This is a genomic window from Saccharomonospora marina XMU15 (genome assembly GCF_000244955.1).
GTDB lineage: Bacteria > Actinomycetota > Actinomycetes > Mycobacteriales > Pseudonocardiaceae > Saccharomonospora_A > Saccharomonospora_A marina.
In genome coordinates, this window is record NZ_CM001439.1 from 578,790 (window position 1) to 593,236 (window position 14,447).

14 protein-coding genes are annotated in these 14,447 nt (G+C 68.2%); all 14 read left to right on the forward strand.

Annotated features, from left to right (window positions below):
- Entirely contained in the window at positions 1–1,104 is a 1,104-nt protein-coding gene (locus SACMADRAFT_RS02735) for a glycosyltransferase (RefSeq protein WP_009152250.1), read from the forward strand.
- A gap of 30 nt (positions 1,105–1,134) precedes the next feature.
- A complete protein-coding gene (locus SACMADRAFT_RS02740; RefSeq protein ID WP_009152251.1) occupies positions 1,135–1,839 on the forward strand; it encodes a demethylmenaquinone methyltransferase in 705 nt (234 codons plus the stop codon).
- Positions 1,836–3,152, forward strand: coding sequence for a geranylgeranyl reductase family protein (locus SACMADRAFT_RS02745; RefSeq protein ID WP_009152252.1), 1,317 nt, complete (start codon positions 1,836–1,838; stop codon positions 3,150–3,152). The genes SACMADRAFT_RS02740 and SACMADRAFT_RS02745 overlap by 4 nt, the downstream gene beginning before the upstream one ends.
- Positions 3,153–3,560: 408 nt before the next feature.
- Positions 3,561–3,980, forward strand: coding sequence for an NADH-quinone oxidoreductase subunit A (locus tag SACMADRAFT_RS02750; RefSeq protein WP_009152253.1), 420 nt, complete (start codon positions 3,561–3,563; stop codon positions 3,978–3,980).
- 7 nt (positions 3,981–3,987) lie between these two features.
- The gene (locus SACMADRAFT_RS02755; RefSeq protein ID WP_009152254.1) at positions 3,988–4,536 is read left to right on the forward strand and encodes a NuoB/complex I 20 kDa subunit family protein; all 549 of its coding nucleotides are present in this window, start codon (positions 3,988–3,990) and stop codon (positions 4,534–4,536) included.
- 12 nt (positions 4,537–4,548) lie between these two features.
- On the forward strand, positions 4,549–5,313 hold the full coding sequence (locus SACMADRAFT_RS02760) for an NADH-quinone oxidoreductase subunit C (protein ID WP_009152255.1): 765 nt from the start codon (positions 4,549–4,551) through the stop codon (positions 5,311–5,313).
- Complete coding sequence (locus SACMADRAFT_RS02765; protein WP_009152256.1) at positions 5,310–6,683, forward strand: NADH-quinone oxidoreductase subunit D; 1,374 nt, start codon at positions 5,310–5,312, stop codon at positions 6,681–6,683. Before SACMADRAFT_RS02760 ends, SACMADRAFT_RS02765 begins: the two co-directional genes overlap by 4 nt.
- Positions 6,680–7,543 carry an NADH-quinone oxidoreductase subunit NuoE gene (gene nuoE / locus SACMADRAFT_RS02770; protein WP_009152257.1) on the forward strand — a complete coding sequence of 288 codons (864 nt, stop codon included), beginning with the start codon at positions 6,680–6,682 and terminating at the stop codon, positions 7,541–7,543. Before SACMADRAFT_RS02765 ends, nuoE begins: the two co-directional genes overlap by 4 nt.
- Positions 7,540–8,829, forward strand: coding sequence for an NADH-quinone oxidoreductase subunit NuoF (gene nuoF / locus SACMADRAFT_RS02775; protein ID WP_009152258.1), 1,290 nt, complete (start codon positions 7,540–7,542; stop codon positions 8,827–8,829). Before nuoE ends, nuoF begins: the two co-directional genes overlap by 4 nt.
- Complete coding sequence (locus tag SACMADRAFT_RS02780; protein ID WP_009152259.1) at positions 8,826–11,330, forward strand: NADH-quinone oxidoreductase subunit G; 2,505 nt, start codon at positions 8,826–8,828, stop codon at positions 11,328–11,330. The genes nuoF and SACMADRAFT_RS02780 overlap by 4 nt, the downstream gene beginning before the upstream one ends.
- Positions 11,327–12,670, forward strand: a complete 1,344-nt coding sequence (gene nuoH / locus SACMADRAFT_RS02785) for an NADH-quinone oxidoreductase subunit NuoH (RefSeq protein WP_009152260.1) — start codon at positions 11,327–11,329, stop codon at positions 12,668–12,670. Before SACMADRAFT_RS02780 ends, nuoH begins: the two co-directional genes overlap by 4 nt.
- On the forward strand, positions 12,657–13,223 hold the full coding sequence (nuoI, locus tag SACMADRAFT_RS02790) for an NADH-quinone oxidoreductase subunit NuoI (protein ID WP_009152261.1): 567 nt from the start codon (positions 12,657–12,659) through the stop codon (positions 13,221–13,223). The genes nuoH and nuoI overlap by 14 nt, the downstream gene beginning before the upstream one ends.
- Positions 13,220–14,068 (forward strand): NADH-quinone oxidoreductase subunit J, encoded by an 849-nt coding sequence (locus SACMADRAFT_RS02795; protein ID WP_009152262.1) that lies wholly within the window; start codon positions 13,220–13,222, stop codon positions 14,066–14,068. The genes nuoI and SACMADRAFT_RS02795 overlap by 4 nt, the downstream gene beginning before the upstream one ends.
- Complete coding sequence (nuoK, locus tag SACMADRAFT_RS02800; RefSeq protein ID WP_009152263.1) at positions 14,065–14,364, forward strand: NADH-quinone oxidoreductase subunit NuoK; 300 nt, start codon at positions 14,065–14,067, stop codon at positions 14,362–14,364. The genes SACMADRAFT_RS02795 and nuoK overlap by 4 nt, the downstream gene beginning before the upstream one ends.
- The last annotated feature ends 83 nt before the right edge of the window (positions 14,365–14,447 follow it).

Consider the following 14,447-nt stretch of genomic DNA (forward strand, 5'->3'; position numbering starts at 1 on the left):
ATGCACATCGTGCAGCTGGCGAACTTCTACGGACCGCGCTCCGGCGGGCTGCGCACGGCACTGCACCACCTCGGCGAGGGTTACGTCGCCGACGGGCACAGCGTCACGTTGGTCGTGCCCGACGCTCGGCACACCGACGAGGTGCTGACCAACGGGGTGCGCAGGATCGGCCTGCCCGCGCCTCGCATACCGGGAACGGGCGGTTACCGAGCGGTGGACCCCTACCGGGTCCGCGGCCTGCTGCGGCGGCTCGGGCCCGACCGCTTGGAGGTCTCCGACCGGTTGACGCTGCGGGGAATGGGGGTATGGGCTCGCCGCAGGGGGATACGCGCCGTCGTCATCTCGCACGAGCGGCTCGACCGGTTGCTGGAACAGTTCCTGTTGCCCTCGCCGTTGGCGCGCCGTGTCGCCGACGTGGCCAACCGCAGGCTCGCGGCCGGCTACGACCGGGTGGTGTGCACCACGGCGTTCGCCCGCGCCGAGTTCGATCGCATCGAAGCGGGCAACGTGCAGCGGGTACCGCTCGGTGTCGACCTGGGCGAGTTCACCCCCGCCATGCGCGATCCGGGCTGGCGGCGGGAGCTGGCAGGCGGTGCCGACGCCCTGCTCGTCCACTGCGGACGGCTCTCCGCCGAGAAGCACGCCGACCGCAGCGTCGACACGGTGGCGGAACTGATCGACACGGGAACCGCCGTGCGGTTGGTCGTCGCGGGCGACGGGCCCAGCAGGCGCGCCCTCGAGCGCAGGGCACGCGGCCTGCCCGTGACCTTTCTCGGCTTTGTCTCCGACCGCCGTACCGTGGCTACGCTGCTCGCCAGCGCCGACGTGTCGCTGGCGCCGGGCAGGCACGAGACGTTCGGCCTCGCCGCGCTGGAAGCGCTGGCGTCGGGCACCCCGGTGGTGGTGTCGGCGTCGTCGGCGCTGGCGGAACTCGTGCGGCCGGGCTGCGGAGCCGCCGTCGCCGACAGGGCGCCCGCGTTCGCGACCGCGGTCACCGCACTGCTGCACCGGCCGGAGCACGATCGCAGGGCGGCGGCGCGCGAACGGGCAGAGCAGTTCGCCTGGAGCACCTCCGTGCGAGGGATGCTCGCCGCGCTGGGGTAGGGCTGCGTCGCCGGTGACTACACTCCGGTCATGTCCCGTGCGAGTCTCGACAAGAATCCTCGCGAAGTCGCGGCGATGTTCGACGGCGTCGCGAGCGGCTACGACCGCGCCAACTCCGTGATGACGTTCGGCTTCGACCGCAGGTGGCGAATCAGCACGGGCAAGGCGCTCGATGCCCGCCCCGGCGAGCGGGTGCTCGACCTCGCCGCCGGAACCGGCGTCTCCACCAAGGAGTACGCCAGGAGTGGCGCCTGGTGCGTCGCGGCGGACTTCTCACTCGGCATGCTACGCAGCGGCAAGCACAGGGAAGTCCCGATGGTGGCGGCCGACGCGCTGCACCTGCCGTTCGCCGACGACAGCTTCGACGCGGTGACGATCACCTTCGGCTTCCGCAACTTCGTCGACATCTCGGCGGCACTCGCCGAGATCGCCAGGGTGGTGCGTCCTGGTGGGCGGCTGGTGATCTGCGAGGTCTCCACCCCGCCCAACGCGCTCATCCGGCTGCTGCACCAGAAGCTGCTGCTGCGGGTCCTCACGTGGCTGGGTCGCAGGGCCTCGTCGAATCCGGAGGCCTACTCCTACCTCGCCGAGTCGATGCTCGCCTGGCCCGACCAGCGTGGTCTCGCCGAGCTGATCGCGGCTTCGGGCTGGACCAACGTGGAGTGGATGAACCTCACATTCGGGGTCGTTGCCATCCACCGTGCGCGGGTCCCCTCCGTAGACTCGGCCGCATGACCAAGGACCCGGCAGGCCCTCACGGCGCCGACGACATCGCCGACGAGACCGCCGATGTCATCGTCGTGGGCGCGGGACCAGCCGGTTCCACCGCCGCCACCTACCTCGCCCGTGCGGGCCTGGACGTGCTGCTGCTGGAGAAGAGCGAGTTCCCCCGCGACAAGGTGTGCGGTGACGGGCTCACGCCCCGAGGTGTGAAGCAGTTGATCGACCTCGGCATCGACACCAGCGAGGATGCCGGTTGGGTGCACAGCAGGGGGCTGCGCATCCTCACCGCCGAGCTGACGCTGGAACTCGACTGGCCGGAACTCACCAGCTACCCGCCCTACGGCGTGGCCAGAACCCGGCACGACTTCGACGACCTGCTCGCCAGGACCGCCGTGCAGGCCGGGGCGAGGTTGCGCCAGCGCACCACGGTCACCGGCGCGCTCACCCACGAGCGAACCGGCCGGGTGATCGGCGTCGAGGGCAAGGCCGGGCAGGACAAGCGCCCGGTGCGCCACCGCGCGCCGCTGGTGCTGGCCTGCGACGGGGTGTCCGCGAGGCTCGCTCTTTCCGTCGGGATCGACAAGCACGACAAACGGCCCATGGGCGTCGCGGTACGGCGCTACTACAAGAGCCCACGGCATGACGAGCCCTACATCGAAGGCCACCTCGAACTGTGGGATCGCAGCGATCCCCGCGACCCGAAGCTGCTGCCCGGCTACGGCTGGGCGTTCCCGCTCGGCGACGGCACGGTCAACGTCGGCCTCGGCATCCTGTCCACGTCGAAGGCCTTCCGAAACACCGACTACCGCGCGTTGCTGCGGTCGTGGCTGGACTCCACCCCGCCGGAGTGGGGCTACCAGGAGGAGAACGCGATCGGTCGCATCGGCGGCGCGGGCCTTCCGATGGGGTTCAACCGCACACCGCACTACCGGGACGGGCTGTTGCTGGTCGGCGACGCGGGCGGAATGGTGAGCCCGTTCAACGGCGAGGGCATCGCGGCCGCGATGGAGTCGGCGCGACTGGCCGCCGAACACGTCGTGCAGGCACTCGCCCGCCCGGAGGGACCCTCGCGGGAACGGGCGCTGCACGGCTACCCGCGCGCCGTCGGTGAGCTCATGGGCGGCTACTACCAGCTGGGCAACTTGTTCGCCAAGGCCATCGGCAAGCCGCGCGTCATGCGGCTGGCCACGAAGTACGGGCTGCGCATCAACCCGCTGATCCCGCTGGTCTTCAAGGGCATGTCCGGTTGCTACGACACTCGCGGCGGTGACGCTGTCGACCGGCTCGTCACCGTGCTGTCCCGGTTGGCTCCCACCCCTCGTTGACCGCCCGGCCAGGCAGTGGGAAAACTCACAGTACGGCCGTACTCCGAGCTTGCCGCAGTCTGGTCGGCGGTCCCTTTTGTGCTGGTCTCGGGCGGTGTACCCGGAACGTCCGCGCGGCTTCGCGCGCCCCGGATTAGGCGTGCCTTATCTCGGGGGCGCTAGCGACAACGGTGTGAGTGGCGTCCTACACTGCTGCCATGCTTTGTGAATGGCTTCACAACTTCACAGGGAAGCTTGTGAACCTTTTCACAAGCGGCGTGGAGTGCGTCGGCTGCGACCGGGGTGGTGAGCGCGGCGTGTAAGGCTGCCCTAACACCCGGCGGTGTGACCGAAGTCCCTTAGGGTCACGCCCAGGTAGTTGCTCCAACCATGTCCGTTACGCAGCGGCGCGGAAAGGATGGTGCCGCAGTGAACTCCTCGGTTTCCGCGGTAGAGGTGCTGGCGCAGGATGGTGCGGAATCCGGCCTTGGTGTCTTCCTGCCACTGGTCTTGCTGTTCGGCCTCGCGCTGGCATTCGGACTGTTCTCGGTGCTGCTCGGGCCGCTGCTCGGGCCGAGCAGGTACAACAAGGCGAAGCTTTCGGCATACGAGTGCGGAATCGAGCCCTCCCCGCAGCCGCTGGTCGGCGGAGGCCGGATGCCGGTGGCCTACTACGTCACCGCGATGCTGTTCATCCTCTTCGACATCGAGATGGTGTTCCTCTTCCCCTACGCCGTCGCCGCGGACGCGCTCGGCCTGTGGGGCGTCGTCGCCGTGACCCTGTTCATCGCGACCTTCTTCATCGCCGACATCTACGTGTGGCGGCGCGGCGGGCTGGATTGGAACTGAGATAACTATGGGTCTCGAAGAGAAGCTTCCGAACGGAATCCTGCTTGCGACGCTGGAAGGTGTCGTCAACTGGGCGCGCAAGAACTCGCTGTGGCCCGCGACGTTCGGGCTCGCCTGCTGCGCCATCGAGATGATGACCACCGGCGGTTCCCGCTACGACATCGCGCGCTTCGGGATGGAGCGGTTCAGCGCCACCCCGCGCCAGGCCGATCTCATGATCGTCGCGGGTCGCGTGACCCAGAAGATGGCGCCGGTGCTGCGGCAGATCTACGACCAGATGGCGGAGCCGCGCTGGGTCATCGCGATGGGCGTGTGCGCCTCGTCGGGAGGCATGTTCAACAACTACGCCGTCGTGCAGGGCGTCGACCACATCGTTCCCGTCGACATGTACCTGCCGGGCTGCCCGCCGAGGCCGGAGATGCTGCTCGACGCGATTCTCAAGCTGCACGCCAAGATCCAGGACGAGCCGATGGGCCCGCGCAGGGCGGCCCTGCGGGCGGCGAGCGGGGCGACGACCGAACTCGTGCCCTCCTCGATCAAGTACGCGAAGAAGTGAAGTGATTCGCAGATGCCTGAAAACAAGCCAGAGACCGGCGGCGAGCAGTCCAGCGCCGAGCGCGAGGAAACCGGTCTGGAACCGCGCGGCCCCGAGCCCGCGAGGCAGGCGAAGCCCGTCGTCGCAGGCCGCGAGCGCAAGGGCATGTTCGGGGTGTCGGGCACCGGCGACACGTCCGGCTACGGCGGGCTGCGCCTGCCCGCGTATTCGCCACCGCCCGCCGAGCGGCCCTACGGCGGCTGGTTCGACGACTTCGCCGACGAGTTCTTCGCGGCGCTGACCGACAACGGAATCTTCGTCGAGGAAGCCATCCTGCAGGTCACCGTCGACCGTGACGAGATCACCTTCTACGTGGCCAGGCAGCATCTGGTCGGCATCTGCCGGACACTGCGCGACGACAAGAGCCTTCGCTTCGAACTGTGCAGTTCGGTGTCCGGTGTGGACTACGGCGTCGACGTGCCGCAGCGGCTGCACTCGGTGTACCACCTGACGTCCATGACCTACCGCCGCCGCATCCGGTTGGAAGTCGCCGTCGATGTCGACGACCCGCACGTGCCGTCCATCGTCGAGGTCTACCCGACGGCGGACTGGCACGAGCGCGAGGCGTGGGACATGTTCGGGATCGTCTACGACGGACACCCCGCGCTCACCCGCATCCTGATGCCCGACGACTGGGACGGCCACCCGCAACGCAAGGACTACCCGCTCGGCGGCATCCCGGTGGAGTACAAGGGCGCGGAGATCCCGCCGCCCGACACGCGGAGGTCGTACTCATGACCAGCAGCGAGCAGATCGCAGGCAAGAGCACCGGCACCGACACGACGCCGGAAGGCTCCGACAGTGCCCGCTACGCCGAGCACCGCGAGACCACCGAGGGTCCCGTCTACACCGTCAGCGGTGGCGACTGGGACGACGTGCTCTCCGATGCCACGCACGACGAGCGCATGGTCATCAACATGGGACCGCAGCACCCGTCCACGCACGGCGTGCTCAGGCTCGTGCTCGAAATGGAGGGTGAGACGGTAACGCAGCTTCGCTCGGTCATCGGCTACCTGCACACCGGGATCGAGAAGAACTGCGAGTACCGCACCTGGACCCAGGGCGTCACCTTCGTGACGCGGATGGACTACCTCGCGCCGCTTTCCAACGAGATGGCCTACTGCCTCGCGGTGGAGAAGTTGCTCGGTATCGAGGCGCCGCGAAGGGCCCAACTGCTCCGGGTGTTGCTGCTGGAGATCAACCGGATCGGCTCACACCTGGTCTACATCGCCACCGGCGGCATGGAACTGGGTGCCACCACCGCGATGACGCTGGGCTTCCGCGAGCGCGAAGAGGTGCTGCACCTGCTGGAGCACCTGACCGGCCTGCGGATGAACCACGCGTTCATCCGCCCCGGCGGGCTGGCGCAGGACATGCCGGACGACTTCCACGAGAAGGTCACCGAGTTCTGCAAGGTGATGGACAAGCGGCTGCCGCTGTACGACAAGCTGTTCACCGGGCAGCCGATCTGGCGTAACCGGTTGAAGGGCGTCGGTTACCTGCCTGTCGACGCCTGCCTCGCGCTGGGCGTCACCGGGCCGGTACTTCGCTCCGCCGGGCTGCCGTGGGACCTGCGCAAGGTGGAGCCCTACTCCTGCTACGACGAGTTCGAGTTCGACGTGCCGACCTCGACCGAGGCCGACTGCTGGGCCAGGTACCTGATCCGGGTCGAGGAGATGCACCAGTCGCTGCGAATCATCCGGCAGGTGCTGGACAAGCTCGAACCGGGCCCGGTGATGGTCGAGGACAAGAAGATCGCCTGGCCCGCGCAGCTCTCGGTCTCCAGCGATGGCATGGGCAACTCGCTGGAGCACGTCCGCAAGATCATGGGTCAGTCGATGGAATCGCTGATCCATCACTTCAAGCTGGTCACAGAAGGGTTCTCGGTGCCGCCGGGCCAGGTGTACGTGCCGGTGGAGTCGCCGCGCGGGGAACTGGGTTACCACCTGGTCTCCGACGGTGGCACCAGGCCGTTGCGGGTGCACGTCAGGGAACCCAGCTTCGTGAATCTGCAGTCGATGCCCGCGATGTCGGAGGGCGGTCTGGTGGCCGACGTCATCGCGGCCGTCGCCTCGATCGACCCTGTGATGGGGGGAGTGGACCGATGACCACGTCTTCGGAGACGCCACGTCCAGGGCCGCGGCAGGCCAAGCAGACCTTCGCGGCGGCGGGTGAGGACGTGGACGTCGTCGAGATCTCGCCCGTCCACGAGGAAGGCATGCTCACCGAAACCGAACTGGCCGACCCGTTCGGGCCCGACATCGAGCAGCAGGCGAAGGAGCTGGCCGCGCGTTACCCGCAGGCGCGCTCGGCGCTGCTTCCGATGCTGCACCTGGTGCAGTCGGTGCAGGGCTACGTCAGCCAGGAAGGGGTGGCGTTCTGCGCCCGCCAGCTCGACCTCTCCGAGGCCGAGGTGAGCGCGGTGGTCACCTTCTACACGATGTACAAGCGCAAGCCGTGCGGCGAGCACCTGGTGAGCGTGTGCACCAACACGCTGTGCGCCGCGCTCGGCGGCGACGCGATCTACGCGAAGCTCGCCGAACACCTCGGCGAGGACGGCAAGCCACTGGGGCACGAGCAGACGGCAGGCACGCCGGGCGAGCCGGGCTCGATCACGCTCGAGCACGCCGAGTGCCTCGCGGCGTGCGACCTGGCGCCGGTGTTGCAGGTGAACTACGAGTACTTCGACAACCAGACGCCGGAGCAGGCGGTGGAGCTCGTCGACGCGCTTCGGCGCGGCGAGAAACCCGCGCCGACAAGGGGCGCGCCGCTTTCGGACTTCAAGTCCGTGGAACGTCAACTCGCCGGGTTCTTCCCGGAGGAGGACGACGTCTTCCGCGCCGATGTGGACGGTCCTTCGCAGGCGGTGGAGACGTTGCGCGGTGCGCAGTTGGCAGCCGACCGTGCGTGGACGGCGCCAGCGATGGCGGACGATGTCCCGCTACCGGGGGGCGAGGAGGCGAAATGAGTGCGGACCCGATCACACCGGTGCTGACCAAGAGGTGGCTGTCGCCCCAGTCGTGGCGCCTTGCAACCTACGAGAAGCTGGAGGGCTACACCGCCTTCCGTAAGGCGCTCGCGGGAACTCCGGAACAACTCGTCCAGCTGGTCAAGGACGCCGGGCTGCGCGGCCGGGGCGGTGCGGGCTTCCCCGCGGGTGTGAAGTGGTCGTTCATGCCAAAGGACGAGAGCAAGCCGCACTACCTCGTCATCAACGCCGACGAGGGTGAGCCGGGAACCTGCAAGGACATCCCGCTGATGATGGCCGACCCGCATTCGCTGATCGAGGGCTGCATCATCGCCTCGTACGCGATGCGGGCGCACCGCTGCTTCATCTACGTGCGTGGCGAGGCGCTGCACTGCATCCGCAGGCTGAACGCCGCGGTGCGGGAGGCCTACGACGCCGGCTACCTGGGCAAGAACATCCTCGGCTCGGGCTTCGACCTCGACATCACGGTGCACGCGGGCGCAGGCGCCTACATCTGCGGCGAGGAGACCGCGCTGCTGGACTCGCTGGAGGGCAGGCGCGGCCAGCCGAGGCTGAAGCCGCCATTCCCGGCCGCCGCGGGCCTCTACGCCGCGCCGACCACGGTGAACAACGTCGAGACCATCGCGAGCGTGCCCTACATCGTCAACGGCGGTGCCGACTGGTTCCGCCAGATGGGCACGGAGAAGTCACCGGGCCCGAAGATCTACTCGATCTCCGGGCACGTGGAACGGCCAGGCCAGTACGAGGCGCCGCTGGGCACCACGCTTCGCGAACTGCTCGAGCTGTGCGGCGGCATGAAGGACGGTATCCCGCTGAAGTTCTGGACACCTGGCGGGTCGTCCACGCCGCTGTTCACCGCCGAGCACCTCGACGTGCCACTCGACTTCGAGGGCGCGGCCGAGGCGGGCTCGATGCTGGGCACCACTGCCGTGCAGGTGTTCAACGAAACCGTCTCGGTTCCCTGGGCCGTGATGAAGTGGACGAAGTTCTACGAGCACGAATCGTGTGGCAAGTGCACGCCGTGCCGTGAGGGCACCTACTGGCTGGCCCAGATCCTGGAGCGAATGGTCGAGGGCCGTGGCACCGAGGAGGACATCGACACCCTCCTCGACGTGTGCGACAACATCCTCGGCCGTGCCTTCTGCGCGCTCGGTGACGGCGCGGTGAGCCCCATCACCAGCGGCATCAAGTACTTCCGGGACGAGTTCCTCGCGCTCTGCGACAAGAACAGGGCGAGCTCGCCCGAACTGGTGGGAGCATCATGACCATCGCACCCGAGAATGCCTCGACCGGGGAGATCGAGGTTCCCGAAGGCCACGTCAAGCTGACCATCGACGGTGAAGTGGTCGTCGCGCCCAAGGGTGAGTTGCTGATCCGCACCGCGGAGCGGCTCGGCACCGTCATCCCTCGATTCTGCGACCACCCGCTGCTCGACCCCGCGGGTGCCTGCAGGCAGTGCCTCGTCGAGGTCGAGATGGGCGGGCGGCCGATGCCGAAGCCGCAGGCGTCCTGCACGATGACGGTCGCCGACGGCATGGTCGTCAAGACGCAGAAGACCTCGCCGGTGGCGGACAAGGCTCAGCAGGGCGTGATGGAGCTGCTGCTGATCAACCACCCGCTCGACTGCCCCATCTGCGACAAGGGCGGCGAGTGCCCGCTGCAGAACCAGGCGATGGCGCACGGCAGGTCGGACTCGCGGTTCCGCGACACCAAGCGGACCTTCCCCAAGCCGCTTCCGATCTCCACGCAGATCCTGCTCGACCGCGAGCGATGCGTGCTGTGCCAGCGCTGCACCCGCTTCTCCGACCAGATCGCCGGCGATCCGTTCATCGACCTGCTCGAACGCGGTGCGCACCAGCAGATCGGCACCGCGGAGACGGCCGAGATCTACGACATGGCCTCGCACACGGCCAGCGGCAAACCGTTCCAGTCGTACTTCTCCGGAAACACGATCCAGATCTGCCCGGTCGGTGCGCTGACGAGTGCCCAGTACCGGTTCCGGTCACGGCCGTTCGACCTGGTTTCCTCGCCGGGAGTCTGCGAGCACTGCTCCTCCGGTTGCGCCGTGCGCACCGACTTCCGGCGCGGCAAGGTGATGCGCAGGCTCGCGGGTGAGGACCGGCAGGTCAACGAGGAGTGGATCTGCGACAAGGGCCGGTTCGCGTTCCGCTACACCACTGCGGAGAACCGCATTCGCAGGCCGCTGGTCCGAGACCCCGAAACCGGTGAGTTGCAGGAAACCTCCTGGACTCACGCGCTGCGCGTGGCGGCGGAGGGGCTGACGAAGGCGCGCGAAGGCCGAGGGGTCGGTGTGCTGCCGGGCGGGCGGCTGACGCTGGAGGACGGCTACGCCTACAGCAAGTTCGCGCGTATCGCGTTGCGCACCAACGACATCGACTTCAGGGCGAGGGCGCACTCTGCCGAGGAGTTGGACTTCCTTGCCTCCCGTGTGGTCGGCACTACACCGGAGAACGGGGTGAGTTTCACCCAGCTCGAGCACGCGCCGCTGGTGCTGTGTGTGGCGCTGGAGCCGGAGGAGGAAGCTCCCGCGGTCTTCCTGCGGCTGCGCAAGGGCGCCCGTAACCGGGGTACCAAGGTTGTCCACATCGGTCAGTGGACGTCACCCGCGGTGAGCAAGACCTTCGGCGAGTTGCTTGCCTGCGCACCCGGTGCGGAGGCCGGGGCCGTGGACGGCATCGGGCAGCACGCGCCCGACCTCGACCAGGGACTGCGTGCGGACGGCGCCGTGGTGCTGGTCGGAGAGCGGGCGGCGCAGATTCCCGGCCTGTTCTCCGCGTTGCACCGGCTCAGCGAGCGCACGGGGGCAGCGCTGGCGTGGGTTCCCCGCAGGGCGGGCGAGCGTGGCGCGCTGGAGGCCGGTGCACTGCCCACGCTGTTGCCGGGCGGACGGTCTGTCGTGGACCCCGACGCCCGTGCGGAGGTCGAGCGGGTCTGGGGGCTGGAGCCCGGTTCGCTGCCGTCGCGACCGGGCCGCGACACCACCGGAATCCTGACCGCGGCCCGCAACGGCGACCTCGACGCGCTGCTGGTCGGCGGAGTCGACCCCGATGACCTGCCCGATCCCGCGCTTGCCCGCGAGGCCCTCGAGCGCAGCGGTTTCGTGGTCAGCATCGAGTTGGCGCACAGCGCGGTCACCGAGCACGCCGACGTGGTGTTGCCGATCGCGCCGGTGGACGAGAAGTCCGGCAGCTTCCTCAACTGGGAAGGCCGTCGCCGCGAGTTCTCGATCACGCTGGACGGTACCGGCGCGCTGCCGGACTGCCGGGTGCTGGACACCCTCGGCGTCGAGATGGACGCCGACCTGTTCACCCAGACCCCGTCGGCGGCGGCCGGTGACCTGCACCGGCTGTCCACGGCGGGCAGTGAGGCGGTGGCGCCGCGCTCCGCTGCGCCCGACGTGCCGAACGGGCACCTTCCGCAGCCGGGACCGGGTCAGGCGGTGCTGGCGACGTGGCGCCAGTTGCTCGACGACGGCTCCCTGCAGATCGACGAACCGCACCTCGCGGGAACGGCGCGCCCGGTGGTCGCCAGGATGTCGGCGACCACGGCCAAGGGCGCGCGGGGGCCCAGCGGGACGGTGACCGTTTCCACCGAGCGGGGTTCGATCACGCTGCCGGTCGAGGTCGCGGACCTGCCGGACGGCGTGGTGTGGCTACCCGCCAACTCGACGGGTTCGAAGGTCCGCGCCACCCTCGGCGTCGGACACGGTGCCGTGGTCTCCATCGCGGCCGGAGGTGAACAGTGACCCCGTACCTCGCGCAGGCCCAGGACGCGCTGACAAGGGCGGAGCTGCTCGCGGACGATCCACTGTGGCTCATCCTGCTGAAGGCCGTCGTCGTCATGCTGATCGGACCGATCATGACGATCGGCCTGATCGTGGGTGAGCGCAAGATCGTGGGCAGGATGCAGAACCGGCCAGGGCCCAACCGGGTCGGTCCGGGCGGCTCGTTGCAGTCCCTCGCTGACGCGATCAAGCTGCCGTTCAAGGAACAGGTCATCCCGGACACCGCCGACCGCAAGGTCTACTTCATGGCGCCGGTCATCGCGGTGGTCCCCGCGCTGATCGGGTTGGCGGCCATCCCGTTCGGCCCGGAAGTGTCGATCTTCGGTGAGCGCACGGTGTTGCAGCTCATCGAGTTGCCGGTGGGTGTGCTGCTGATCCTCGCCGGTGCCTCGGTGGGCGTGTACGGCATCGTGCTCGCCGGGTGGTCCTCCGGTTCGCCGTACCCGCTGCTCGGCGGGCTGCGCTCGGCGGCGCAGGTGATCTCCTACGAGATCGCGATGGGCCTTTCCATCATCGGGGTCGCGCTGTACGCGCAGTCGCTTGCAACCGGCGACATCGTGGCCGCACAGCAGAACGGTTGGTACTTCTACCTGCTGCTGCCCAGCTTCGTGATCTACCTGATCTCCATGGTCGGCGAGACCAACCGGGCGCCGTTCGACCTTCCCGAGGCGGAGTCGGAGCTGGTCGGCGGGTTCCACACCGAGTACAGCTCGATGAAGTTCGCGATGTTCTTCCTCGCCGAGTACACGAACATGGTGATCGTCTCGGCGTTCGCCACCACGCTGTTCCTCGGCGGCTGGATGGCACCGTGGCCGCTTTCGGCGATCGGCGGCGGCGTGCTCAACACCGGTTGGTGGCCGCTGCTGTGGTTCTTCGGCAAGATGCTGATCGTCCTGTTCGGCTTCATCTGGCTGCGGGGCACGCTGCCGAGGTTCCGCTACGACCAGTTCATGAAGCTCGGCTGGAAGGTCCTGGTGCCGATCGGGCTGATCTGGGTCGTGGTGATCTCCGCGATCCGCGCGGTGCGCACCGACGCGGAGGTCTCCACCGGACAGATCCTCCTCGTCGGCGGCATCGTCATCGTGGTGCTGGTACTGCTGACACTGCTGCTTCCCGACAAGCAGGTGCCCGAGGACGACTCGGTGCCCATCACCGGAGGCGGATACCCGGTCCCGCCGCTGGATCTGAAGGTGCCGGAGACCACACCGCGCCGGAAGGCACTGCGGGCCAAGGCGAAGTCCGCGAAGAAGCAACCGGCCGCGGTCAGCTCAGGTAAGGAGAACGCTGATGGGGATGTTTGATCCCATCAAGGGCTTCGGGGTCACCTTCGGAATGATGTTCAAGAAGGTGATCACCGAGGAGTACCCGGAGATCGGGGCACCGGCCGCGCCGCGCTACCACGGCCGCCACCAGCTCAACCGGCATCCGGACGGCCTGGAGAAGTGCGTCGGCTGCGAGCTGTGCGCGTGGGCGTGCCCCGCCGATGCGATCTTCGTCGAGGGCGGCGACAACACCGACGAGGAGCGCTACTCGCCGGGCGAGCGCTACGGCAAGGACTACCAGATCAACTACCTGCGCTGCATCGGCTGCGGGCTGTGCGTGGAGGCGTGCCCGACCAGGTCCCTCACGATGATCAACTTCTATGAGCTCGCCGACGACGACAGGCAGAAGTTGATCTACACCAAGGAGGACCTGCTCGCACCGCTGCTTCCCGGCATGGAGCAGCCGCCGCACCCGATGCGGCTCGGCGACGACGAGCAGGACTACTACGTCAAGGGTCCCGAGCTGGCACGTGAGCGCGGGGTTCCGGGAGGCGAGACGGTGGAGACCTCGGAAGAGAAGGCGATCTCATGATCGCGCCGGTACTCGCGCAGGCAGGTGCTGAAGCGACCGTGTCGACGGGCGAGGCCGTGGCGTTCTGGATTCTCGGGCCGCTGGCGCTCGCGGGCGCGCTGGGCATGGTGTTCGCCCGCAACGCGGTGCACTCGGCGCTGTGGCTGGTACTCACGATGCTTTCGCTGGGGTTGCTCTACATCACCCAGCAGGCGCAGTTCCTCGGCTTCACACAGATCATCGTCTACACCGGCGCGATCATGATGCTGTTCCTGTTCGTGCTGATGCTCGTGGGCAGGGAGTCTTCGGACTCGGTGGTCGAGGTGCTTCGCGGCCAGCGACTCGCCGCGGGTGTGCTCGGAATCGGTGTGGCAGGGCTGCTGGCGGCCGCGCTGACGAGGGCGGTCGCCGACGTGACGCCCGCACAGCCGCTCAACCCGTGGAGCCCGGAAGGCGGCGGCGCGGGCGGGCTCGGCCGGATCATCTTCAGCGACTACCTGTTCCCGTTCGAACTGACCTCGGCGCTGCTGATAACCGCCGCCATGGCAGGCATGGTGCTGTCATTCACCTCGCGGCACGGCAAGGGTGGCAAGCGAAGCCAGCGGGAACTGGTCGAAGCACGGTTTCGCGGTGAGTACGAGCGCCCGTCGCCCAAACCGGGGCCGGGTGTGTTCGCCACCACCAACTCGGTGGCCACTCCCGCGCTGCTGCCCGACGGTTCCATCGCGCCGGAGTCGCTTTCCGAACTCATCGAGTCGACACCGACCGCGAAGCTGGAAGCGGAGCGCAAGCAGGTGGCGGGCGAGGTGCCCAAGCCGGACGCGCACGCTCTCGTCGGTAAGGAAGCGGAAGGGGACGACAAGTGACCCCGACGTACTACCTGCTGCTTTCGGCGCTGCTGTTCACCATCGGCGCGGTGGGCGTGCTGGTCAGGCGCAACGCCATCGTGGTCTTCATGTGCATCGAGCTCATGCTCAACGCGGTGAACCTCTCGCTGGTGACTTTCGCGCGCATCAACGGTTCCGTCGACGGTCAGGTCATGGCCTTCTTCGTGATGGTCGTCGCCGCCGCCGAGGTGGTGGTCGGTCTCGCCATCATCATGTCGATCTTCCGGACCCGCCGGTCGGCCTCGGTCGACGACACGAACCTGCTGAAGTACTAGCGAGATGAAGGCCCAGATGAAGGCCCAGATGAAGGCACTGCGAGCATCGATCGAGCGCAGCCGAGTGAGAGGCGAAGCTGTGC

Coding starts and splice junctions, on each gene's coding strand:
- SACMADRAFT_RS02735 (WP_009152250.1), top strand. CDS start 1: ATGCACATCGTGCAGCTGGCGAACTTCTACGGACCGCGCTCCGGCGGG.
- SACMADRAFT_RS02740 (WP_009152251.1), top strand. CDS start 1,135: ATGTCCCGTGCGAGTCTCGACAAGAATCCTCGCGAAGTCGCGGCGATG.
- SACMADRAFT_RS02745 (WP_009152252.1), top strand. CDS start 1,836: ATGACCAAGGACCCGGCAGGCCCTCACGGCGCCGACGACATCGCCGAC.
- SACMADRAFT_RS02755 (WP_009152254.1), top strand. CDS start 3,988: ATGGGTCTCGAAGAGAAGCTTCCGAACGGAATCCTGCTTGCGACGCTG.
- SACMADRAFT_RS02760 (WP_009152255.1), top strand. CDS start 4,549: ATGCCTGAAAACAAGCCAGAGACCGGCGGCGAGCAGTCCAGCGCCGAG.
- SACMADRAFT_RS02765 (WP_009152256.1), top strand. CDS start 5,310: ATGACCAGCAGCGAGCAGATCGCAGGCAAGAGCACCGGCACCGACACG.
- nuoE (WP_009152257.1), top strand. CDS start 6,680: ATGACCACGTCTTCGGAGACGCCACGTCCAGGGCCGCGGCAGGCCAAG.
- nuoF (WP_009152258.1), top strand. CDS start 7,540: ATGAGTGCGGACCCGATCACACCGGTGCTGACCAAGAGGTGGCTGTCG.
- SACMADRAFT_RS02780 (WP_009152259.1), top strand. CDS start 8,826: ATGACCATCGCACCCGAGAATGCCTCGACCGGGGAGATCGAGGTTCCC.
- nuoI (WP_009152261.1), top strand. CDS start 12,657: ATGGGGATGTTTGATCCCATCAAGGGCTTCGGGGTCACCTTCGGAATG.
- SACMADRAFT_RS02795 (WP_009152262.1), top strand. CDS start 13,220: ATGATCGCGCCGGTACTCGCGCAGGCAGGTGCTGAAGCGACCGTGTCG.